Source organism: Geodermatophilaceae bacterium NBWT11 (assembly GCA_014218215.1).
Lineage (GTDB): Bacteria > Actinomycetota > Actinomycetes > Mycobacteriales > Geodermatophilaceae > Klenkia.
Genome location: CP043652.1, coordinates 3847078 through 3869458 on the forward strand (window position 1 = coordinate 3847078; position 22381 = coordinate 3869458).

21 protein-coding genes are annotated in these 22381 nt (G+C 74.2%); 16 read left to right on the forward strand and 5 right to left on the reverse strand.

Annotation, left to right across the window (positions count from 1 at the left end):
• The first annotated feature begins 41 nt into the window (after positions 1-41).
• Together F1C76_18700 and F1C76_18705 are read left to right on the forward strand one after the other, a co-directional pair.
• Positions 42-923, forward strand: coding sequence for a class I SAM-dependent methyltransferase (locus F1C76_18700; GenBank protein ID QNG38328.1), 882 nt, complete (start codon positions 42-44; stop codon positions 921-923).
• A complete protein-coding gene (locus F1C76_18705; protein QNG38329.1) occupies positions 920-1879 on the forward strand; it encodes a phytanoyl-CoA dioxygenase family protein in 960 nt (319 codons plus the stop codon). The genes F1C76_18700 and F1C76_18705 overlap by 4 nt, the downstream gene beginning before the upstream one ends.
• A 68-nt stretch (positions 1880-1947) precedes the next feature.
• Here the strand turns inward: F1C76_18705 and F1C76_18710 are convergent, their stop codons facing one another.
• On the reverse strand, positions 1948-3585 hold the full coding sequence (locus tag F1C76_18710; GenBank protein ID QNG38330.1) for a malate:quinone oxidoreductase: 1638 nt from the start codon (positions 3583-3585) through the stop codon (positions 1948-1950).
• A 181-nt stretch (positions 3586-3766) separates the two neighbouring features.
• Between F1C76_18710 and lspA the strand changes: the two genes are divergently transcribed.
• The 6 genes from lspA (at position 3767) to F1C76_18740 (ending at position 10854) form a co-directional block, all read left to right on the forward strand.
• Entirely contained in the window at positions 3767-4282 is a 516-nt protein-coding gene (gene lspA, locus F1C76_18715) for a signal peptidase II (GenBank protein ID QNG39366.1), read from the forward strand.
• A gap of 32 nt (positions 4283-4314) precedes the next feature.
• Complete coding sequence (locus F1C76_18720) at positions 4315-5235, forward strand: RluA family pseudouridine synthase (GenBank protein QNG39367.1); 921 nt, start codon at positions 4315-4317, stop codon at positions 5233-5235.
• Positions 5236-5251: 16 nt separating this feature from the next.
• Complete coding sequence (locus F1C76_18725; protein ID QNG38331.1) at positions 5252-6037, forward strand: CPBP family intramembrane metalloprotease; 786 nt, start codon at positions 5252-5254, stop codon at positions 6035-6037.
• Complete coding sequence (locus F1C76_18730) at positions 6034-6459, forward strand: GNAT family N-acetyltransferase (protein ID QNG38332.1); 426 nt, start codon at positions 6034-6036, stop codon at positions 6457-6459. The genes F1C76_18725 and F1C76_18730 overlap by 4 nt, the downstream gene beginning before the upstream one ends.
• Before the next feature lie 241 nt (positions 6460-6700).
• Positions 6701-10231: a DNA polymerase III subunit alpha gene (dnaE, locus tag F1C76_18735; GenBank protein ID QNG39368.1), complete on the forward strand. Its 3531-nt coding sequence runs from the start codon at positions 6701-6703 to the stop codon at positions 10229-10231.
• Positions 10228-10854 carry a DUF2567 domain-containing protein gene (locus F1C76_18740; protein ID QNG38333.1) on the forward strand — a complete coding sequence of 209 codons (627 nt, stop codon included), beginning with the start codon at positions 10228-10230 and terminating at the stop codon, positions 10852-10854. The genes dnaE and F1C76_18740 overlap by 4 nt, the downstream gene beginning before the upstream one ends.
• 68 nt (positions 10855-10922) lie before the next feature.
• Here F1C76_18740 and F1C76_18745 read toward each other — a convergent pair whose 3' ends face one another.
• Positions 10923-11765, reverse strand: coding sequence for a peptidase S16 (locus F1C76_18745; protein ID QNG38334.1), 843 nt, complete (start codon positions 11763-11765; stop codon positions 10923-10925).
• A 102-nt stretch (positions 11766-11867) separates the two neighbouring features.
• Here F1C76_18745 and hisD point away from each other — a divergent pair, with 102 nt between their 5' ends.
• The 5 genes from hisD (at position 11868) to F1C76_18770 (ending at position 18007) form a co-directional block, all read left to right on the forward strand.
• Positions 11868-13169, forward strand: coding sequence for a histidinol dehydrogenase (gene hisD / locus F1C76_18750; GenBank protein ID QNG38335.1), 1302 nt, complete (start codon positions 11868-11870; stop codon positions 13167-13169).
• Positions 13166-14287 carry a histidinol-phosphate transaminase gene (locus F1C76_18755; GenBank protein ID QNG38336.1) on the forward strand — a complete coding sequence of 374 codons (1122 nt, stop codon included), beginning with the start codon at positions 13166-13168 and terminating at the stop codon, positions 14285-14287. The genes hisD and F1C76_18755 overlap by 4 nt, the downstream gene beginning before the upstream one ends.
• Entirely contained in the window at positions 14284-14880 is a 597-nt protein-coding gene (gene hisB, locus F1C76_18760) for an imidazoleglycerol-phosphate dehydratase HisB (GenBank protein QNG38337.1), read from the forward strand. Before F1C76_18755 ends, hisB begins: the two co-directional genes overlap by 4 nt.
• Before the next feature lie 195 nt (positions 14881-15075).
• Positions 15076-15711 carry an imidazole glycerol phosphate synthase subunit HisH gene (gene hisH / locus F1C76_18765; GenBank protein QNG38338.1) on the forward strand — a complete coding sequence of 212 codons (636 nt, stop codon included), beginning with the start codon at positions 15076-15078 and terminating at the stop codon, positions 15709-15711.
• A gap of 10 nt (positions 15712-15721) precedes the next feature.
• A complete protein-coding gene (locus tag F1C76_18770) occupies positions 15722-18007 on the forward strand; it encodes a M28 family peptidase (protein QNG38339.1) in 2286 nt (761 codons plus the stop codon).
• A gap of 3 nt (positions 18008-18010) precedes the next feature.
• On the opposite strand, the gene F1C76_18775 is transcribed toward F1C76_18770, so the two are convergent.
• Positions 18011-19090, reverse strand: coding sequence for a molybdopterin-dependent oxidoreductase (locus F1C76_18775; protein QNG38340.1), 1080 nt, complete (start codon positions 19088-19090; stop codon positions 18011-18013).
• A 20-nt stretch (positions 19091-19110) separates the two neighbouring features.
• Positions 19111-19710, reverse strand: a complete 600-nt coding sequence (locus F1C76_18780) for a nitroreductase family protein (GenBank protein QNG38341.1) — start codon at positions 19708-19710, stop codon at positions 19111-19113.
• 40 nt (positions 19711-19750) lie between these two features.
• Between F1C76_18780 and priA the strand changes: the two genes are divergently transcribed.
• Genes priA through hisF form a run of 3 tightly spaced genes read left to right on the forward strand, consistent with a single transcriptional unit; the run spans position 19751 to position 21659 of the window.
• Positions 19751-20485, forward strand: coding sequence for a bifunctional 1-(5-phosphoribosyl)-5-((5-phosphoribosylamino)methylideneamino)imidazole-4-carboxamide isomerase/phosphoribosylanthranilate isomerase PriA (priA, locus tag F1C76_18785; GenBank protein ID QNG38342.1), 735 nt, complete (start codon positions 19751-19753; stop codon positions 20483-20485).
• A complete protein-coding gene (locus tag F1C76_18790; protein QNG38343.1) occupies positions 20482-20865 on the forward strand; it encodes a RidA family protein in 384 nt (127 codons plus the stop codon). The genes priA and F1C76_18790 overlap by 4 nt, the downstream gene beginning before the upstream one ends.
• Positions 20862-21659 (forward strand): imidazole glycerol phosphate synthase subunit HisF, encoded by a 798-nt coding sequence (hisF, locus tag F1C76_18795; GenBank protein ID QNG38344.1) that lies wholly within the window; start codon positions 20862-20864, stop codon positions 21657-21659. The genes F1C76_18790 and hisF overlap by 4 nt, the downstream gene beginning before the upstream one ends.
• Before the next feature lie 10 nt (positions 21660-21669).
• On the opposite strand, the gene F1C76_18800 is transcribed toward hisF, so the two are convergent.
• Positions 21670-22284: a TIGR03085 family protein gene (locus F1C76_18800; GenBank protein QNG38345.1), complete on the reverse strand. Its 615-nt coding sequence runs from the start codon at positions 22282-22284 to the stop codon at positions 21670-21672.
• Positions 22285-22381 lie beyond the last annotated feature (97 nt).

Below are 22381 nucleotides of genomic sequence, written 5' to 3' on the forward strand. Positions count from 1 at the left end.
CGGGGTGGACAGGTCGTCGGGCCGGGGCGCACGCTTCGGTGGTGCCCCCTCCCGCTCCTGACACCACCCTGAACCCCACCTCCCAGGCGAGCCTCGCGCACTGGTCGGAGGCCGGCCGCCGCGGCATGGAGGCCTTCTACGCCCTGGCCACCGAGGACTACCGCCAGCTCGCCGGCGCCCGCGACTGGGCCGGCACGCTGACCGGGCTCGCCGCCGGCGGCGACACCGTCTCGGTGCTCGACGTGGCCTGCGGCAGCGGCAAGTTCCCCGCCGCCCTGCTCGCCACCCCCGAGGTCGCCGAGCTGGCCGGCCGGCTGACCGTCGAGACCGACCTGCTCGACCCGTCCCCGTTCAGCCTCACCGAGGCCCGCGGGAAGCTCGCGCCCCCGTTCGTGGGCGCCGCCGACCACGAGTGCACCCTGCAGGACCTCGTCGTCCGGCCCGGTGGCTGGGACCTGGTCTGGTCCACCCACGGGCTGTACGCGCTGGCCCCCGAGGACGTCGCGGCCGGGATGACCCGGTTCGTCGAGGCCATCGCCCCCGGCGGTCTCGGCGTCGTCGCCCAGGCCACCAGCGCCTCGCACTACCTCGTCGTCGACGAGGCCTTCCGCCGCTCCTTCGACCCGCAGGGCCTGCGCACGCCGTACACCTCGGCCGAGCAGGTCGTCGCCGCCCTGGCCGACCTGCCGGTGACGGTGGACCAGCAGCTGCTCACCTACCGCACCTCGGTCGCCCAGGACGACCGGGAGACCGCCGAGGGCTTCCTGCAGCGCTGCGTCTTCGACGACTCGGTCTCCCTGGACCAGATGACCGCCGACCCGGTCGTGGGTGCCTACCTGTCCTCCTGCGAGTCCGAGGGCCGCTGGGTCTTCGACCACCAGGTCGCCCTGATCACCGTCACCCCCGGAGGAGACCGCACGTGAGCGGCAACGTCAGCCAGACCCACGCCGCCCGGGACGGGCTGGACACCGCGTGGACCGGGGACAACAACGAGTGGTGGGACTGGTACCTGACGCTGGCCGACAACGGCGGCGACGACAGCCCCCTGCTGGAGCTCGTCGAGCCCCCGGCGCTGCCCGAGCCGACGGCCGACGAGCTGGAGGCGCTGCTCGCCGAGGCCTACCCGGTCACCCCCGAGCAGGTGGCGGCCTTCGCCCGCGACGGCTTCGTCAAGCTGCAGGGCGTCCTGCCCCCGGCCGCGGTCTCCCGGCTGCGCCGACTGCTCACCGAGCACCTGGCCGCCGGTGGCCGTGACCGGCCCGCGGGCCGGTTCACCAGCGACGAGCTGATGTGGACGCAGTCGGCCGACATCGCCGCGTTCGTGCTCAGCCGGCGGCTGGGCCGCATCGTCGCCGACCTGCTGGGTGCGGCCGACGTGCGGGTCTACCACGACAACGTGCTGGCCAAGGAGCCCGCGTGCGGGCGCACGCCCTGGCACTTCGACGACCACCACTTCCCGATCGACAGCCAGCAGGTCGCCACCGTGTGGATGCCCCTGCAGCAGACGCCGCGCCAGATGGGGCCACTGTCCTTCGCCCGGGGGGTGGACCTGCACCAGCTGGTGGACGACGTGCCGTTCTCCACGAAGGACGCCAGCTACGACCGGGCGGTCTCCGGCGCCTTCGCCGACGCGCAGGTGTCGGTCGAGGACGGGCCGTTCGAGCTGGGCGAGATCTCGGTGCACTCCAGCCTGTGCTTCCACACCGCCGGCCCGAACCGGACGACGGCGCCACGCATGGTGCTGGCCACCACCTACTTCGCCGACGGGGCGAAGGTGGTGCCCAGCCCGACGCTGGTGTCGGGGGAGTGGCAGCAGTTCCTGCCCGGCGCACAGCCCGGCGAGGTCATCGACACCCCGATGAACCCGATCGTCTCCTGAACGCCACCACCTGAACGCGACGGAGCCCCCGACCACCTGGTGGTCGGGGGCTCCGTCGTGCCCAGGGGCTACCGCGCGGCGGCGAGCTCCACGGGACCGGTCAGCTCGAGGGTCTTCGTCGTCTCGGCCCGGACCTCGCGGAGCAGGTCGGGCTCGTCGGCCAGCTGGTGGCCGTAGGACGGGATCGCCTCGGTGAGCTTGGGCGCCCACGCGGCGGCCTGGCCGGGGAAGGCCCGGCGCAGCAGGTCCAGCATCGCGGCCACGGCGGTGGAGGCGCCCGGCGAGGCGCCGAGCAGGCCCGCGATGGACCCCTCCGCACCGACGATCAGCTCGGTGCCGAACTGGAGCACCCCGTGGCCCTTGGCGTCCTGTTTGATGACCTGCACCCGCTGGCCGGCGGTGATCATCTCCCAGTCGTCGCCGTCGGCGGTGGGCACGAACTCCTCGAGGGCCTCGATGCGGTCCGAGGGGCGCTGGAGCACCTGGCCGATGAGGTAGCGGGTGAGCGCGGTCTGGGTGCGGGCGACACCGAGCATGGAGCCGATGTTGCCCAGCCGTACCGAGCGCGGCAGGTCCAGCCAGGACCCGGCCTTGAGGAACTTGGGGGAGAAGCCGGCGTAGGGGCCGAACAGCAGCGACTGGTCGCCGTCGATGGCGCGCAGGTCCAGGTGCGGCACCGACATGGGCGGGGCGCCGACGGCGGCCTGGCCGTAGACCTTGGCCTGGTGCCGGGAGACCAGCGCGGGGTTGCGGGTGCGCAGGAAGAGCCCGGAGACCGGGAACCCGCCGAACCCCTTGATCTCGGGGATGTCGGCACGCTGCAGCAGCGGCAGGGCGCCACCGCCGGCCCCGACGAAGACGAAGCCCGCGCTGACGGTGAACTCCTGCCCGCTGGCGTGGTGCCGGGCGGTGACGTCCCAGCGGCCGTCGGAGGTGCGCTTGAGGTCCTGCACGCTGGTGCCGGTGTGCACGGCCAGGCCGCGGTCGCTGCCCTGGCGCAGCAGCAGCCGGGTGAGCGAGCCGAAGTCGACGTCGGTGCCGGCGGTGGAGCGGGTCGCGGCGACGGGCTGGGCCGGATCGCGGCCCTCCATCATCAGCGGCACCCAGTCGGCCAGCTCGGCGCCGTCGGTGGTGAGCTCGAGCTCCTCGAACAGCGGCGAGGCGACCAGCGCCTGGTGGCGGGCCCGCATGTACTCCTGGCCCTCGGTGCCGTGCACGAAGCTGATGTGCGGCACCGGGGTGATGAAGGACTTGGGCGAAGGGGTCAGCCCGGAGCGGACCAGGTGCGACCAGAACTGGCGCGAGACCTGGAACTGCTCGTTGATCGTGATCGCCTTGCTGGGGTCGACCACGCCGTCCTTGCCGGCGGGGGTGTAGTTCAACTCGCAGAGCGCGGAGTGCCCGGTGCCGGCGTTGTTCCAGCCGTCCGAGCTCTCCCCGGCGACGTGGTCCCCGGCCTCGAAGAGGGTCACCGACCAGTGCGGGGCGACGATGCCCAGCAGCGCAGCCAGGGTCGCGCTCATCACCCCACCGCCCACCAGGACGACGTCGGGACGCCGCGCGTCGGGGATGACCGGGCTGGTCTCCTGGGGTTCGGTCGAGGGGGTCGTCACGGGGTTCGTCACGGGGCCTTCCTGGGAGCTCGCTGCTGCGTCTGTGCAGCGTCGGTGCGGTGCAGGGGGCGGGATCGTCCGCCTGCCCGCCATGGTCGTCGGTCCTCGCGTCGATCTCGTCCCCAGCCGGTGTGACCCTCGCCATGCCCGCGAGCGCGCCTGCGCGAACACCGGGCCCGCGGCAGGTGGTCGGTACCGTCCTGGCGTGGCCGACGAACCCAGCGACAGCGCAGCCCCCGTGGTGCCGGCCGCCGGCCGCCGCTCCCGCACCCGGCTGCTGGCCCTGATCGCCGTCACGGTGTTCGCCCTGGACCTGGTCACCAAGCTCGTCGTGGTGGCCACCATCGAGCCCGCGGAGAACATCCGCACCCTCGGCGGGCTGCTCTACCTGACCAACTACCGCAACACCGGTGCGGCCTTCTCCTTCGCCGAGGGCGCCACCGTGGTGTTCAGCCTGATCGCGGTGGTGATCGCGGTGGTCATCGTCCGGGTCGCCCGCCGGCTGTTCTCCCTGGGCTGGGCGGTCGCGCTGGGCCTGGTGCTCGGCGGCGCGCTGGGCAACCTGGTCGACCGGGTCTTCCGCGACCCCGGGTTCCTGCGCGGCGGGGTGGTGGACTTCCTGTCGGTCTTCGGCCCGAACGGGCAGGTCTGGCCGATCTTCAACGTCGCGGACTCCTCCATCGTCTGCGGCGGCATCCTGGGCGCGGTGCTGGCGATCCGCGGCATCGAGTTCGACGGCAGCCGCGGCAAGGACCCCCGCACGGACGACGACGGTCCCGAGCCCGCCTGATCGTCGGTCACAATGGGCCGGTGACCGCCAGCCTGCACCGTGAGCTCCCGGTGCCCGACGGCCTGGAGGGCTCCCGGGTCGACCAGGCGCTGACCCGGTTGTTCGGGCTCACCCGCACCGCCGCCGCCGACCTCGCCGACGCCGGTTCCGTGCTGGTCGACGGCCGGGTGAAGGGCAAGGGCGACCGGCTCGTCGCCGGCAGCTGGCTCGAGGTCGAGCTGCCCCCGCCGCCGGGGGAGCCCGCCGCGCCGCAGCCCGTCGTGGGCATGACCGTCGTGCACGACGACGACGACATCGTGGTCGTCGACAAGCCCGTCGGGGTCGCCGCGCACGGCAGCCCCGGGTGGGAGGGCCCCACCGTCGTCGGCGGCCTCGCCGCCGCCGGCTACCGGATCTCCACCAGCGGGGCCGAGGAGCGTCGCGGGATCGTGCACCGCCTGGACGCCGCCACGACCGGGCTGATGGTGGTCGCCAAGAGCGAACGGGCCTACACCCTGCTCAAGGCCGCGTTCAAGGAGCGCACCGTGGACAAGGGCTACCACGCCCTGGTGCAGGGCCACCCCGACCCCAGCCGCGGCACCATCGACGCCCCCATCGACCGGCACCCCAAGCACGACTGGCGCTTCGCCGTGGTCAGCACCGGGCGGCCCTCGGTCACCCACTACGACACCCAGGAGGCCTTCGCGGCCGCCTCGCTGGTCTCGGTCAAGCTCGAGACCGGTCGCACCCACCAGATCCGGGTCCACTTCTCCGCCATGCGCCACCCGCTGGTCGGCGACATGGCCTACGGCGCCGACCCCACGCTGGCCGCCCGGCTCGGGGTCTCCCGGCAGTGGCTGCACGCGATGCGGCTGGGCTTCGCCCACCCCGCCGACGGCCGGTGGGTCGAGTTCACCAGCACCTACCCCGACGACCTCGCCGGCGCGCTGGGCCGCCTCCGCGACGAGGCCTGAGCGCACTGTCCCGCCCGTGACCGGTCTGCCCGACACCCTCGCCGACTTCGGCCCGGCCCAGCTGGCCGCGGTCGTCATCGCCGGGTACCTCGTCGTCGGGGAGCCCTTCGTCGGGCACGTGCTGCACCGCCGCTTCGAGCACCGGATGCGCGCCGACGGCGGCGCCCGCCGCTCGTTCTACCGCCGCCTGCTCGTCCTGGAGTGGGGGCTGGCGGCGCTGGTGTTCGTGGTCTTCCTGGCCAGCCCGGACGTCGACGCCGGCCAGCTGGGGCTGCGCTGGCCCCAGGCCTGGCCCGGGCTGCTGACCGCCGCCGCCTGCCTGCTCCTGGTGGCCTTCGTGGTGGTGTCCACCCGCGCGCTGCGGGCCGGTGTGCTGGCGCAGACCGGGCCCAGCGGGCCCCGGCCGGGGGAGGGCCGGCACAGCGAGCCCCCGGTGCAGTCCACCGTCGCCCTGCTGCCCCGCACCGGTCCGGAACGGCGGCTGTTCGCCCTCGTCGGGGTCACCGCCGGGGTGTGCGAGGAGTGGCTGTACCGCGGCTTCTTCCTGGCCGTCGTCGCCGCGCTGGCCCCCGGGCTGCCCACCGGGGTGCTGGTCGTCGTCGCGGCGGTGGCGTTCGGCCTGGCGCACGCCTACCAGGGCGTCTCGGGGGTGCTGACCACCGGCGTGCTCGGCGGCGTGCTCGCCGCGCTCTACCTGCAGACCGGCTCGTTGCTCCTCCCGGTGCTGCTGCACGCGGTGATCGACCTGCGGTTCCTGCTGGTCCCGGCCACCGCCCTGCCCGCCGTCCGGACGGCGCGGTGAGCGCCCGGGTCGCCGGTCGCGACGACTGGCCCGAGGTCGCGGCGCTGCGGCACCGGGTCTTCGTCCTCGAGCAGGGCGTGCCGGCCGAGCTGGAGTCCGACGCCGCCGACGCCTCCGCCGTGCACGCCCTCGCCCGGGACGACGCCGGGACGGTGGTCGCGGTGGGTCGGCTGATCGAGCGCGACGGGCGGGCGGTGATCGGGCGGATGGCCGCCGACCGCTCGGTCCGGGGCCGGGGCCACGGGGCCGCCGTGCTCGAGGTGCTGCACGCCGAGGCGGTCGGCCGGGGGTTCACCGAGGTCGAGCTGCACGCCCAGCTGACGGCCCGCCGGTTCTACGAGCGGGCCGGCTACGAGCCGGTCGGCGGGGTCTACACCGAGGCCGGCATCGAGCACGTCACGATGCGCCGGCAACTGGTGTGACGGAGTGGTCACAGCCACCTCGACACGTTCTGTCAGACCCTCGGCGTAGACCTCCGGGGGTGCGAGGATCGGGAGACCGGTCACCGCGCGAGCGAACCCGTTGGACGGCCTTCCCCGCCGGTCATGAGAACCACCCGTCGACCCTGCCCGCACGCCCCCCGCGTGCCGGCGGCAGGGCCGGCGCGACCCGTGAGGAGCACACCGCACCGTGAGCAGCAGCACCGCCCAGTCCGAGAACTTCGTGCACCTGCACGTGCACACCGAGTACTCGATGCTCGACGGGGCGGCGAAGCTGCCGGAGCTGACCAAGGCGGCGGCCGCGCAGGGGATGCCGGCGCTGGCGATGACCGACCACGGCAACGTTTTCGGCGCCTACGACTTCTACAAGCAGTCCACCGCCGCCGGGGTCAAGCCGATCATCGGCATGGAGGGCTACTACACGCCCGGGTCCCGGTTCGACCGCGCCCCGTTCGAGTTCGGCGTGGTCACCGACGAGGACGGCGAGGGGGCCTCGTCCAAGGGCAAGGCCGCCTACACCCACATGACCCTGCTGGCCCGCACCACCGAGGGCATGCACAACCTGTTCCGGCTGTCCTCGCTGGCCAGCCTGGAGGGCCAGTACCGCAAGCCGCGCTTCGACCGCGACCTGCTGGAGCGGTTCGGCAAGGGCCTCATCGCCACCACCGGCTGCCCGTCGGGCGAGGTCAACATGTGGCTGCGCGCGGGCAAGGTCGAGCGGGCCCGGCAGGCCGCGGCGGACTTCCAGGACATCTTCGGGAAGGACAACTTCTACGCCGAGGTCATGGACCACGGGCTGTCCATCGAGAAGCGCACCAAGCCCGCGCTGCTGGAGATCGCCAAGGACCTCGGCATCCCGCTGCTGGGCACCAACGACCTGCACTACACCCACCAGGAGGACAGCGAGGCCCACGACGCCCTGCTGTGCATCCAGACCGGGTCGCGGCTCAACGAGCCCAACCGCTTCAAGTTCAACGGCGACGGCTACTACCTCAAGACCGCCGCGGAGATGCGGGCGCTGTTCTCCGAGCACCCCGAGGCCTGCGACAACACGCTGCTGGTGGCCGAGCAGTGCGAGGTCACCTTCACCGAGGGCGCCGACCTCATGCCGCGCTTCCCGCTGCCCGACGGGGAGGACGAGACCTCCTGGTTCGTCAAGGAGGTCGAGCGCGGGCTGCACAAGCGCTGGCCAGGCGGCACCATCCCCGACCACGTGCGCAAGCAGGCCGACTACGAGGTCGGGATCATCGTCCAGATGGGCTTCCCGGGGTACTTCCTCGTGGTCGCCGACTTCATCAACTGGGCCAAGGACCAGGGCATCCGGGTCGGCCCGGGCCGTGGCTCGGCCGCCGGGTCGCTGGCCGCCTACGCGATGGGCATCACCGACCTCGACCCGCTGGCGCACGGGCTGATCTTCGAGCGCTTCCTCAACCCCGAGCGCGTCTCCATGCCCGACGTCGACATCGACTTCGACGAGCGCCGGCGCGGTGAGGTGATCCGCTACGTCTCGGACAAGTACGGCGAGGAGCGGGTCAGCCAGATCGTCACCTACGGCACGATCAAGGCCAAGGCCGCGATCAAGGACGCCGCCCGGGTGCTCGACCGGCCCTACTCCGTCGGTGACGAGCTCACCAAGCTGATGCCCCCGGGCGTCATGGGCAAGGACATCCCGCTGTCGGGGATCTTCGACCCGGCCCACCCCCGCTACAAGGAGGCCTCGGAGTTCCGGGCCCGCTACGAGTCCGACCCCGGTGCCGCCGAGGTCGTCGACCAGGCCCGCAAGCTCGAGGGGCTCAAGCGCCAGTGGGGCGTGCACGCCGCCGGGGTCATCATCGGCCGCTTCCCGCTGATCGACAGCGTGCCGATCATGCGCCGGGAGTCCGACGGCGCGGTCATCACCCAGTTCGACTACCCGACCTGCGAGACGCTCGGGCTGCTCAAGATGGACTTCCTGGGCCTGCGCAACCTCACCGTCATCGACGACGCGCTGCGCAACATCGTCACCAACGGCAAGGCCCCGGTCGACCTCGACGAGATCAGCAAGGACCTCACCGACCCCGAGACCTACGCGCTGCTGGCCCGGGGCGACACCCTGGGGGTCTTCCAGTTCGACGGCGGTCCGATGCGCGCGCTGCTGCGCCTCATGCGCCCGGACAACTTCGAGGACATCTCCGCCGTCGGTGCGCTCTACCGACCGGGCCCGATGGGCGCCAACTCGCACACCAACTACGCGCTGCGCAAGAACGGCCAGCAGGAGATCGTCCCGATCCACCCGGAGCTCGCGGAGTCCCTGGAGGAGATCCTCGGCCAGACCTACGGCCTGATCGTCTACCAGGAGCAGGTCATGGCCATCGCGCAGAAGGTCGCCGGGTACTCCCTGGGCACCGCGGACCTGCTGCGCCGGGCGATGGGCAAGAAGAAGAAGTCCGTGCTGGACGCCGAGTACGTCGGCTTCGAGGCCGGGATGAAGGCCAACGGCTACTCCGCGGCCGCGGTGAAGACGCTGTGGGACATCCTGGTGCCCTTCGCCGACTACGCCTTCAACAAGGCCCACTCGGCGGCCTACGGGCTGGTCTCCTACTGGACGGCCTACCTCAAGGCCAACTACCCGGCCGAGTACATGGCCGGCCTGCTCACCAGCGTCGGCGACGACAAGGACCGTCGACCGGTCTACCTGGCCGAGTGCCGCCGGATGGGCATCAAGGTGCTCCCGCCCGACGTCAACGAGTCCTCCTGGGACTTCACCGCCGTCGGCAACGACGTCCGGTTCGGGCTGGCCTCGGTGCGCAACGTCGGGCACAACGTCGTGGACTCGATCCGCCGGGCCCGGGAGGAGAAGGGCGCCTTCCGCGACTTCGCCGACTTCATGCGCAAGATCGACACCGTGGCCTGCAACAAGAAGGTCATCGAGTCCCTGGCCAAGGCCGGCGCCTTCGACTCCATGGGCCACTCCCGGCAGGGCATCGCCGCCATCCACGTCCAGGCGGTGGACTCGGCGATGGGTCTCAAGCGCCGTGAGGCCGAGGGCCAGTTCGACCTGTTCGGTGGCGGGGAGGACCTCGGTGCCGACGACCCGCTGGCCGCCGCCATGGACATCGCCATCCCCACCGTGGACTGGTCGAAGTCCGAGCGGCTGGTCTTCGAGCGCGACATGCTCGGCCTCTACGTCTCCGACCACCCGCTGCACGGGGTGGAGCACGTGCTCACCAGCCACGCCGACACCTCGCTGGCCGAGATCCTCTCCGGCGGGGTGGAGGACGGCGCCAACGTGACCGTCGCCGGCATCCTCACCTCCGTCTCCCCGCGCACCAACAAGCAGGGCGCGCCCTGGGCGATCGCCACCATCGAGGACCTCGAGGCCGGCATCGAGGTGCTGTTCTTCCCCAAGACGTGGGCCGAGGTGCAGGACAAGGTCGCCCGCGACCAGATCGTCGCGGTCAAGGGCCGGATCTCCCGGCGGGACGACACCCCGTCGCTGTTCGGCTCCGAGGTGACCGTGCCCGAGCTCACCGAGGGCCCGCGCGGCCCGGTGCTGGTCTCGATGCCGGCCACCCGGTGCACCCCGCCGGTGGTCGAACGCCTCCGCGAGGTGCTCGGCAGCCACCCGGGCACCACCGAGGTGCAGCTCAAGCTGATCAACGGCCAGCGGGAGACGGTGCTCCGGCTGGACCAGGGCCTGCGGGTGCGCCCCAGCACTGCGCTGATGGGCGACATCAAGGCGCTGCTCGGCCCGACCAGCGTGGCCCTGCTGTGACGCTCTTCGATCCCGGCGCGGAGAGCTCCCCGCCGGACCCGCGCCCCGCGGCGGTGCCCGCCGGGGTGCCCGGGCTGCACGGCAGCCGGACCGATCTGCGCAGCGGCGTGCTGCTGGCCGTGGTCCTCGGGCTCGCCGGCCTGGTCACCGGCGGGCTGTGGGTGTGGCTGGCGCCCCGGGCAGACTTCCGGGTCACCGACACCCAGGGCTCGGTCGAGGTCGTCGGCGGGGGACTGGTCTCCCCCGAGCTGTTCATGAGCGACGACGGGGTCTACGTCCTGCTGCTGGCCGGGCTCGGGCTCGTCGCCGGGCTGGCCGCCTGGGCCCTGCGGTCCCGCCGCGGCGTCGTCACCCTGGCCGCCACCGCGGTCGGCATGCTGCTGGCCTCGCTGGTCACCTGGCAGCTCGGCGCGCTGCTGGGCCGGGGCCCCAGCCAGGAGCAGCTGTCCACCCCGGGCACGCAGGTCACCACCGCCCTGGACCTCGGTGCCCTCGCGGCGCTGGCCGTCGGCCCGTTCGTCGCCGTCTTCGTCTACCTGGTCGCCACCGTGCTCACCAGCCGCGACGACCTCGGCCGCGCCGACACCACCGTGGGCCCACACCAGGAGCTGTCAGCCCCCTGACCCCGGCCCCCGGCCTCGTCCCAGGGGCCCGCGCTGAGCGTGCAAAGCGTGGGGAGGGACGAGGTCCTTCAATTGGGGGTGAGCGGGCCCGCGAACTGCTGCAGGGGCACCGGCACGGCGCCCAGCTCGCGCAGCAGGGTGAGCTCCCGACGGAGCAGCCGGGACTCCGCGGCCAGCCGGCGCCGGGTCGCGGACTCCGCAAGCAGCGACTGCCGGTCCTCGGTGGTCAGCAGCGCCGCCGAGGCCACCAGGTAGGACAACCCGCGCGCGTCGTCCCCGACCTGACGCAGCAGGGCTGCGGCCTCGCCGTCGCCACCGGGGTCACCGGGTTCGTCCAGACCGAGGTCGGCGAGCAGCTCGGCGTCCTCCTCGTCGTCGGCGTCCAACCCGCCGCGCAGCGCCGCCACCTCGGTGACGTAGCGGGCGAACAGGTCCGAGACGCTGCGCACCAGCAGGCCCAGCGACCCGCGGGCCACCGAGGACAGCACCTCGTCGGCGCCCTCGGTGAGCCCGTCGGCGTTGCCGGCGGCCTCCTCGGCCGCCTCCTCCTCGCCCAGCCACTCGACCTCGGCCTGCAGGTAGGGCGGGTCGTCACCGACGACCACGTCGAGCAGCCGGAACCGGTCGGCCCCGACGGTGACGATCCGGTAGCCGCCGTCGGCCTGCGGGGTGACGGCCCGGACCACCGCGGTGCAGCCGACGTCGAAGAGCGCCTCGGCGGGGGAGACCCGCTCGACCTCCCAGCCCTGGCGGATGGCGACCACGCCGAAGGAGCGCGGACCAGCACCGTCGGGCCGGTCGACGAGGTCGGAGACCAGCCGCCGGTAGCGCGGCTCGAAGATCTGCAGGGGCAGCACGACGCCGGGGAACAGCGGGCTCCCCAACGGGAACAACGGGATCAGCTCGCCCACGACGGTGACCCTACGGGTGGGCGCCACATCGGGGGCTGCGGTGCGGTCGGCGCGCGCACCTATCCTGGGGGCGTTCCCCGACCGTCCTCCCGGAGGTGCCCCGTGCTCGCCCGCATCGACCTGCGCGACGCCCCCCTGCCCGGCGTCCGCGAGCTGACCGGGCTGCTGCCCCGGGCGGCCACCGACATCGAGAGCGTGCTGGCCACCGTGCGCCCGGTCTGCGAGGACGTCCGGCTCCGCGGCGCCCAGGCGGTCCGCGAGATCACCCTGCGCTTCGACGGCGTGGACGCCGAGGACTTCGCCGTCCCGCAGTCCGCCCTCGACGAGGCACTGGCCAGCTGCGACCCGGCTCTGCGCGAGGCACTCGAGGAGGCGGTCTCCCGCGTCCGGAAGGTGCACGCCGACCAGCGCCGCACCGACGTCACCACCCAGGTCGTGCCCGGCGGCACCGTCACCGAGCGGTGGGTCCCGGTCCGCCGGGTCGGCCTGTACGTGCCCGGCGGTCTGGCGCCCCTGCTGTCCAGCGTGGTCATGAACGTGGTGCCCGCCCAGATCGCCGGGGTCGAGTCCATCGCCGTGGCCACCCCGCCCCAGCGGGACAACGGCGGGCTGCCCGACCCGGGCGTGCTCGCCGCGTGCGCGCTGCTGGGCGTCACCGAGGTCTACGCCGTGGGCGGTGCCCAGGCGATCGCCGTCTTCGGCTACGGCGCCGGGTCCTGCGAGCCGGTCGACCTGGTCACCGGTCCGGGCAACGTCTACGTGACGGCGGCCAAGCGGCTGTTGCGCGGGCTGATCGGCATCGACAGCGAGGCCGGCCCCACCGAGGTCGCCGTGCTCGCCGACGACACCGCCGACCCGGTGCACGTGGCGGCGGACCTGATCAGCCAGGCCGAGCACGACCCGCTGGCCGGTGCCGTGCTGGTCACCACCAGCGAGGAGCTCGCCGACGCCGTCCTGGCGCTCGTGCCCGAACAGGTCGCGGCCACCAAGCACTCCGACCGGATCACCACCGCCCTGGGCGGCAGCCAGTCCGGCATCGTGCTGGTCGACGACCTCGACGCCGGTCTGGCCGTGGTCGACGCCTACGCCGCCGAGCACCTGGAGATCCAGACCCGGGACGCCCGCGCGGTGGCCATGCGGGTGCGCAACGCCGGTGCGGTCTTCGTCGGTCCGTGGTCACCGGTGTCGCTGGGTGACTACGCGGCCGGCTCCAACCACGTGCTGCCCACCGGCGGGTGCGCCCGGCACTCCAGCGGGCTGAGCGTGCAGACCTTCCTGCGCGGCATCCACCTCATCGACTACGACGAGGCCGCGCTGGCCGACGTCGCCCGGCACGTCGACGTGCTCGCCCACGCCGAGGACCTGCCCGCCCACGCGGCTGCGGTGGCGGTGCGGCAGAAGTGACGTCCCTGGACGACCTGCCGCTGCGTCCGGAGCTGCGGGGGAAGTCCCCCTACGGCGCCCCGCAGGTGCCGGCGCAGCACCGGCTGAACACCAACGAGAACCCGCACCCGCTGCCCGACGGGCTGCTCGCCGACCTCGGCGCGGCCCTCGGCGCGGCGGCGCTGGAGCTCAACCGCTACCCCGACCGGGACGCCATCGCGTTGCGCACGGACCTCGCCGGCTACCTGACCCGGGTCTCCGGGGAGCAGGTCGCGGTGCCGCAGGTGTGGGCGGCCAACGGCTCCAACGAGGTGCTGCAGCAGGTGCTGCAGACCTTCGGCGGCGCCGGCCGCACCGCGCTGGGCTTCACGCCGTCCTACTCGATGCACCCGATCATCACCGCCTCGACCGGCGGCGCCTGGGTCGACGGACACCGGCGGGCGGACTTCACCATCGACCCCGAGCGGGCGGTCGCGCAGGTGCGCGAGGTGCGCCCCGACGTCGTCTTCGTGACCAGCCCGAACAACCCGACCGGGACGGCGGTCGACCTCGCGACGATCACCGCGCTGTACGAGGCGACCGACGGGGTGCTGGTCGTCGACGAGGCCTACGCCGAGTTCGCCCGCCCCGGCACCCCGTCGGCGCTGAGCCTGCTGGCCGGCCGTCCGCGGCTGGTGGTCAGCCGGACGATGAGCAAGGCGTTCGGGATGGCCGGGCTGCGCCTGGGCTACCTGGTCGCCGACCCGGCCGTGGTCGACGCGCTGCAGCTGGTGCGGCTGCCCTACCACCTGTCCAGCCTCACCCAGGCCGCCGCGCGGGCGGCGCTGGCGCACACCGACGAGCTGCTGGCCACCGTGGACGCGGTCAAGCACGAGCGGGACAGGATCGTCGACGCGCTGCCCGGCCTGGGGCTGACCAGCGTGCCCAGCGACGCCAACTTCGTGCTCTTCGGCGGCTTCGACGACGCCCCGTCGGTGTGGCAGGCGATGCTCGACCGCGGGGTGCTGGTGCGCGACGTCGGCCTGCCCGGCTGGCTGCGGGTCACCGCCGGCACGGCCGAGGAGACCGACGCGTTCCTCACCGTCCTGGGTGAGGTGGTCGGGGTCACCCGGGCGCCTGGGGGAGGATCACCGGCATGAACCGCACGGCTCGGGTGGAGCGCACGACGTCGGAGACGACCCTGACGGTCGAGGTCGACCTGGACGGCACGGGGGCGGCCGACATCGCCACCGGTGTCGGCTTCTACGACCACATGCTGACCTCGCTGTCCAAGCACAGCGGCATCGACCTCACCGTGCGCGCCGACGGCGACCTGCACATCGACGCCCACCACACCGTCGAGGACGTCGCGATCGCGCTGGGCCAGGCGTTCGCCGAGGCCCTGGGCGACAAGCGCGGGATCACCCGCTACGGCGACGCCACGATCCCGATGGACGAGGTGCTGGTGCAGGCCGCGGTCGACCTGTCGGGCCGGCCGTACTTCGTGCACGCCGAGCCCGCCGACATGACCCCGATGATCGGCCCGGACTACCCGACGTCGCTGACCCGGCACGTGCTGGAGAGCTTCGCCTTCCACGCCCGGATCGCGCTGCACGTGCGGGTGCTCTACGCCGGCCGGGACGCCCACCACATCGTGGAGTGCCAGTTCAAGGCCCTGGCCCGGGCGCTGCGTGCGGCCGTGGCGCTGGACCCGCGGATCACCGGCATCCCCTCCACGAAGGGCGCCCTCTAGGTGGGGTTCGCCTCCGGGCTGATCGTCATCGGCTGCTTCCTGCTCGGTGGCGCCTGGTCGATCTTCCGGGCCGACGACCCGGAGAAGGGCCGCACCCCCGCGCAGTGGTTCTTCGTCGGGGTCCTGCTCCTCGCCGCGGCGCTGGCCATCACCTCGGGCGTCCTGCGGTACTGATCGCTGGGTAGCGTGGTCGGGGTGAAGAAGGTCGTCGTCCTGGACTACGGATCGGGCAACCTCCGCTCCGCCGAACGTGCGCTGACCCGGGTGGGCGCCGACGTCGAGGTCACCGCCGACCCGCACGCCGCGCTGGCCGCCGACGGTCTCGTCGTCCCCGGGGTGGGCGCCTACGCGGCCTGCATGGCCGGGCTGCGCGCGGTCGGGGGTCCGCGGGTGATCGGCAAGCGGTTGGCCGGGGGCCGCCCGGTGCTGGGCATCTGCGTGGGCATGCAGGTGCTCTTCGAGCGCGGTGTCGAGCACGGCCAGGACACCGAGGGCTGCGGGGAGTGGCCGGGCACCGTCGAGGCGCTGCAGGCCCCGGTGCTGCCGCACATGGGCTGGAACACCGTGCAGGCCCCGGCCGGGTCCACGCTGTTCGCCGGCATCCAGGACCAGCGCTTCTACTTCGTGCACTCCTACGGCGTGCGGGAGTTCCCGCTCGAGCACGCCGGCACCGGGCCGCTCACCCCGCCGTCGGTCACCTGGGCCGAGCACGGCGACCGGTTCGTCGCCGGGGTGGAGAACGCCGCGCTCAGCGCCACCCAGTTCCACCCCGAGAAGTCCGGGGACGCCGGGGCCGCGCTGCTGACCAACTGGCTGGCCACGCTCTCCTAGGGTCTCGCGCATGCGCCCCGCAGGTCGGCTCGGATCCCGTCCCACCGGGCTGCTCGCCCTGGCGCTGGTCGCCGTCCTGCCCTGGTTCGCGGTGCTCGCCGTCCAGCCCCCGGAGCCGGTGGCCGCCGATGCCCCGGCCGACGTGTTCAGCGCCGAGCGGGCCCACGAGCAGGTGCAGTGGATCGCCGCCGAGACGCACGTGACCGGCAGTGCGGCCAACGACCGGGTGCGCGAGCGGCTGGTGGACACCCTCACCGGCCTGGGTCTGGAGACCCGGGTGCAGGACACGATCGGGATGAACCCGGGCGGGCCGGGTGAGGTCGAGGCCGCCCGGGTGCGCACCGTCGTCGGGCTGCTGCCGGGCAGCGACCCCACCGGCCGGCTGTTCCTGGTCGCCCACCACGACTCGGTGGAGACCGGGCCCGGCGGCAACGACGACGCCGCGGGGGTGTCCTCGGTGCTGGAGACGCTGCGGGCCCTGACCGCCGGGCCGCAGCTGCGCAACGACGTCGTCGTGGTGTTCACCGACGCCGAGGAGGCCTGCCTCTGCGGCGCCGAGGCCTTCGTCGACCAGGACGAGCTGGCCGCGGACGGTGGCGTGGTGCTGAACCTGGAGGCCCGCGGCACGTCCGGGCCGCCGGTCACCTTCGAGACGTCGCTGGGCAACGCCGGGGTGGCGGCGGCCTACGCCGCCGCGGCCGTGCACCCGGTGGCCACCAGCTTCGCCGTGGAGGTCTACCGGCTGCTGCCCAACGACACCGACTTCTCCCCGTTCCTGGACGCGGGCAGCTTCACCGGGCTCAACACCGCCTACATCGACGGGTCCGCGGCGTACCACACCCCGGAGGACACCCCGTCCCGGATGGACCGCGGCAGCCTGCAGGCGATGGGCGACAACGCCCTGGCACTGACCCGGTCGCTGGGGGCAGCGGACCTGGCGGGGCTGAGCACTCCGTCGGCCTCGGACGCCACCTACTTCCCGGTGCTGGGCGCGCTGGTCACGCTCCCGGGCTGGACGGTCTGGCCGCTGGCCGGGCTCGCCGCGCTGACCGTGCTCGGGCTGGCGGTCGCCGCCCGCCACCGGGGGACGACGACGGTGCCCCGGCTGCTGGCCGGGCTGGGCGCCGGGCTGCTGCCCCTGGTGCTGGCCCCGCTCGCCGCCCAGGGCCTGTGGGCGCTGCTGGTGCTGGTGCGCCCGGACTACGCCGGGATGACCGACCCGTGGCAGCCGGGCTGGTACCGGGCGGGGGTCGTCGCGCTGGTCCTCCTGGTGCTGCTGGGCTGGTACGCCCTGCTGCGTCGCCGGGTGGGGGCGGTGGCGCTGGCGGTGGGTGGCCTGGCCTGGCTCGCCGTCCTCGGGCTGGTGCTGGCCGCTTTCGCCCCGGGCGGCTCCTACCTGGCCGCGCTGCCCGCCCTGGTCGCCGCGGTGACCGGCACGGTGGCCGTGCTGGTCGGGTCCCCGGTCGTCCGGCTGGTGGCCGCCCTGGTGGGTGCGGCGGTCGCCGTGGTGGTGCTCGCGCCCACCGTGGTGCTCTTCTTCCCCGCGCTGGGGCTGGCCACCGGCGGGGCGCCGGCGCTGTTCGCGGTGTTCCTCGGGCTGGCCGCGCTGCCGGTGCTGGAGCTGCTGTTCCCGGCCGAGGGGCGGGGCTCGTGGCCGGTGCCCGCCGTCGCCGGGGTGCTCGCCGTGGCGCTGGTCGGCACCGGGCTGGTGGTCGACCGGTTCGACGCCGACCACCCGGTGCCCACCCAGCTGATGTACGCCCTGGACGCCGACACCGGCGACGCCTGGTGGGTGTCGACCGAGGACGCCCCGGTCGACTGGACGCAGCAGTACCTGGACGGTGACCCCGTGGAGCTGAGCGAGGTCTTCCCGGTGCTGCCCGAGGGCGCCCGCACCGGCCCCGCGGAGCCCGCCGACCTGCCCGCACCCGAGGTCACCGCGACCCGGGAGGACGACACCGTGACCGTCCGGGTGGAGCCCCGGCGCGACGCCCGGCTGGTCGTGGTCGAGGTGCGCGGGGTGACCGTGACCGGCGCCGAGGTGGAGGGCCGGGAGGTGCCGGGCGAGGTGCTGGGGGAGGGCCGGCTGACCGTCACGGTGCACGCCCCGCCCGCCGACGGCGTCGACCTGGCGTTCATCGTCACCGGTGACGGTCCGGTCGACGTCCGGGTCGTGGACGGCAGCGACGGCCTGGCCGACCTGCCCGGCTTCGTGCCCCGCCCGGACGACGTCGGCGTGGCCGGCACGCACACCTCGGACCTGCTCGTGGTCGGCACCACCGTCCGGGTCGACTGAGGGCTACTGCAGCGGGAACGGCGGCTGCAGCCACGCGGGGGAGTCCAGCACCTCGACCCGGGCGACCCACTTGACCCACCACACCCCGCGCCGGTCGGGGGCGACCAGCCGGACCGGGGCGCCGTGCCCGGCCGACAGCGGCTCGCCGCCGGCGTGGGTGGCCAGCAGCACCCGGGAGGCATCGGCGATCGGCAGCCGGCGGCGGTAGCCGGTCACCGAGACCAGCTCGATGCTCTGGGCCCGGTCGGTGAGCGCGGTGGGCCCGAACTGCTCGGTGAGCAGCCGGTCCAGCCGCACCCCGCGCCAGTCCTGCTCGGCGTACCAGCCGCCGGTGCAGTCCAGCAGTGCGCGCAGCTCGTCGCCGCGGTCCAGGTCGGTGACGGCGACCCGGGCCCGACCGGCCGCGGCGACCACCTCGACGGTGGTGGCAGTGGTCTCCGGGACGGTGTCGCTGGCCCACTGGGTGACCGGCATGGCGGTGGGGTCGTCGGTGCCGCGCTCCAGCGACCCGGTGCCGCGGCGGTCGGCGCCCGGGGTGCCGGTGGCCCTCCAGATGCCCTCGGTGAGCCCCCACAGCGCCAGCGAGCCACCGGCCAGGGCCCCGGTGGCGAGCACCGTCCGCCGGTTCACGTCCACCGCCCGGGGGCGCTGCCGGCGGCCCCACACGTGGGCCACCAGCACCACGACCAGGCCGATGGTGGCGCCGACGTGCACCTGCAGCGCCGCGATCGGGGTGCCCGAGGTGGCCCAGATGCCGGCGGCCCCGGCGGCGTGCAGCACGCCGGAGACCAGCACGACGGCGGTGAGACCGGTGAGCCAGTACGCGGCGCTGGGTGCCCGGCGGGCGGCGGGGCGACGCCGGGCCCGGCGGACGACGACGGTCTTCCACGGCACCAGCAGGAGCAGGCCCAGCCCGGCGGCCCCGTGCGCGACCGCGATCACCCGGCCGGCCACCGGTGTGCCGACGGCGAAGCCCAGCACCCCGGTGCCCCCGGCGACCAGCAGCAGGGCCAGCAGCGCCAGGTTGGACCGTCGTCCGGCCCGCCGGGGGAGGAGGCGGGAGGCCTGCTCGTCGAGTGCCACCCGCCGAGTGTGCCCAGGTCTCACCACCGGCCGCGGTGCACGACCTCCCCGGTGCCTCGTCGTCCGCGGCGCAGCGAGGGCGAGCGGCGGTCCTCGGTGCCCGGGTACCCGATCGACAGCACCCCGACCGGGCGGTGGTCGGCGGGCACCCCGAAGGCCTCCCGCAGCGCGTCGACCCGCTCCGGGGGGACGCCGAAGAAGCAGGCACCCAGGCCCTCGTCGACGGCGGTGAGCAGCATCATCAGCGACGCCATCCCGGTGTCGACGTCCCAGTACGGGACCGGCCAGCGGCTCTCGTCCCGGTCGGTCCAGCCCTTGTCGGGCTCGGCGTAGCGGTCCAGGTAGGCCGCCTTGTGGCTGAACGGGACGACCAGCAGCGGCGCCCGGCGCATCCGGGTCAGCCAGCCGTCCGGGGTGCCCGGGCCGGTGGTCGCCGTCCAGAAGGCCGCGCGTTCGGCCGCCGTCTCCAGCACCAGGAACGCCCAGCCCTGGCTGAACCCGGCGCTGGGGGCCCGGATCGCGTGCTCGAGCAGCCGGTCGCGCACCTCGGGCGGCACCGGACGGTCCGGGTCGTAGTCCCGGACCATCCGCCGGCGCCGGACCACCTCGCTGAACTCCACCCCGCGAGCCTGCCAGTCGGGCCCTCCTAGGCTGTGGCCCGTGCCGAAGCTGCAGCTGCTCCCCGCCGTCGACGTCGCCGACGGCCTCGCCGTCCGTCTGGTCCAGGGGGAGGCCGGCAGCGAGACCTCCTACGGCGACCCGCTCGAGGCCGCGCGCACCTGGCAGCGGGACGGCGCCGAGTGGGTGCACCTGGTCGACCTCGACGCCGCCTTCGGCCGCGGCTCCAACCGTGAGCTGCTCGCCCGGGTGGTCGGTGAGCTCGACGTGGACGTGGAGCTCTCCGGCGGCATCCGGGACGACGCCTCGCTGGAGGCGGCGCTGGCCACCGGCTGCCGGCGGGTCAACCTGGGCACCGCGGCGCTGGAGTCCCCCGAGTGGTGTGCCGCCGCGATCGCCGAGCACGGCGACCGGATCGCCGTCGGCCTGGACGTGCGCGGCACCAAGCTCGCCGCCCGCGGCTGGACGCGCGAGGGCGGGGAGCTCTACGAGACCCTGGCCCGCCTGGACGCCGAGGGCTGTGCCCGCTACGTGGTCACCGACATCACCAAGGACGGCACCCTGAAGGGCCCGAACCTGGAGCTGCTGCGCGAGGTCTGCGCCGCCACCGACCGCCCGGTGATCGCATCCGGCGGGGTCTCCTCGCTGGCCGACATCCGCGCGCTGGCCGGGCTGGCCGACATCGGCGTCGAGGGTGCGATCGTCGGCAAGGCGCTGTACGCCGGCCAGTTCACCCTCCCCGAGGCCCTCGCGCTGACCGTCGAGGTCGCCGGGTGACGGTGCAGCGGGTGGGCTCGGGCGCGCCCTGGGAGGACGTCGTCGGCTACTGCCGCGTCGTCCGGGCGGGGCAGCAGGTCTTCGTCAGCGGCACCACCGGCACCCGCGACGGGGTCGTCGTCGACGGCGGCGCGGCGGCGCAGACCCGGCAAGCGCTGCAGAACGTCGTGGCCGCATTGGAGTCCGTCGGCGCGACCGCGGCCGACGTCGTCCGCACCCGGGTGTACGTCACCGACATCGCGCAGTGGGAGGCCGTCGGACGAGTGCACGGGGAGTTCTTCGGCGCCGCCCGCCCGGCCAGCGCGATGGTCGAGGTCTCCGGCCTGATCGACCCGGCGATGCTGGTCGAGGTCGAGGCCGACGCGGTGGTGGGCGCGTGAGCCTGGCCGTGCGGGTCATCCCGTGCCTGGACGTCGACGGTGGCCGGGTGGTCAAGGGCGTGAACTTCGTCGACCTGCGCGACGCCGGCGACCCGGTGGAGATGGCCCGGGTCTACGACGCCGAGGGCGCCGACGAGCTGACGTTCCTGGACATCACCGCCTCCTCCGGGGACCGGGAGACCACCTACGACGTCGTCCGGCGCACCGCGGAGAGCGTGTTCATCCCGCTCACCGTCGGCGGCGGGGTGCGGGCCGTGGAGGACGTGGACAAGCTGCTGCGGGCCGGCGCGGACAAGGTCGCGGTGAACACCGCGGCCGTCGCCCGCCCCGAGCTGATCGCCGAGATCGCCGATCGCTACGGCAACCAGGTGCTGGTGCTGTCCCTGGACGCCCGGCGGTGCCAGGACGGCGCGGTCACCGACTCCGGCTTCGAGATCACCACCCACGGCGGCCGCCGGGGCACCGGCCGGGACGCCGTGGAGTGGGTCGTCGAGGCCGCCCGGCTCGGGGTCGGCGAGGTGCTGCTCAACTCGATGGACGCCGACGGCACCCGCGCGGGCTTCGACACCGAGCTGATCCGCGCCGTCCGCCGCGAGGTCACCGTGCCGGTGATCGCCAGCGGGGGAGCGGGTGCCGTGGCGCACTTCGCCCCCGCCGTCGCCGCCGGTGCCGACGCGGTGCTGGCCGCCAGCGTCTTCCACTTCGGCGACATGCGGATCGGGGACGTCAAGGCCGCGCTCGGCGGGGCCGGCGTGCCGGTGCGGCGGGAGACCGACCACCCGCTGCCCGGCTGAGACCCCGGGGTCAGCCGCGGGTGGTCTCCACCCGGGCGACGTCCTCCCGGCCACCGGCCCACAGCAGCAGCTCCAACGGCTCACCGGCCACCGTGGTCAGCGGCTGACCCGAGCGCAGCGTGCGGGTGGCGCCGGTGTCGGTGCGGCGCAGCTCCAGGCCCCCGTCCAGGCCGCGCGCCTTGCCGCGGGCCAGCAGCGGCACCTGCTTCCACAGGGCGTCCTGGGCGGCGCGGGGCAGCTCGCGCGGCTCCCAGCCGGGCTGGGCGCGGCGGACGTCCTCGTGGTGCACGGCCATCTCCGCCCCGTTGACCAGGGCGTCCACCGCCGGCAGCGCGGTGGGGAAGAAGGCGGGCGGGCCCTGGCGCACCTTCTCCACCAGCTCGGGCCACGGGGTCTCCAGCAGCACCCGGCTCTGCACCCGCCGGGTCCACCACCCCAGCGGCCCGCCGAGGACCGCCCCGGGGGCGGTGTCCGGGCGGCGGTCGCGGACGACCAGGTGCGCGGCCAGGTCGCCGGTCTGCCAGCCCTCGCAGCGGGTCGGCCGGTCGGGCCCCAGCTCGGTCAGCAGGTCGGCCAGCGCGGTGCGCTCGGTCTGGGACAGGGAGGCGCTGGGCGAGTCGGTCACCCGCTGGTCCTACCGTCCCCCGCGGCTGCGGAAACGAGAGGTCCGCCGCGGCCGCAAAGCGCTTATCCCCGGTAACGACCGCGGGTACGCTCAGCCG

What these genes read in the sequence shown, in the direction of transcription:
- F1C76_18770 (QNG38339.1), top strand. Translation starts at nt 15,722, where the DNA reads ATGCGCCCCGCAGGTCGGCTCGGATCCCGTCCCACCGGGCTGCTCGCC.
- hisB (QNG38337.1), top strand. Translation starts at nt 14,284, where the DNA reads ATGAACCGCACGGCTCGGGTGGAGCGCACGACGTCGGAGACGACCCTG.
- F1C76_18710 (QNG38330.1), bottom strand. Translation starts at nt 3,585, where the DNA reads ATGGCGGGCAGGCGGACGATCCCGCCCCCTGCACCGCACCGACGCTGC.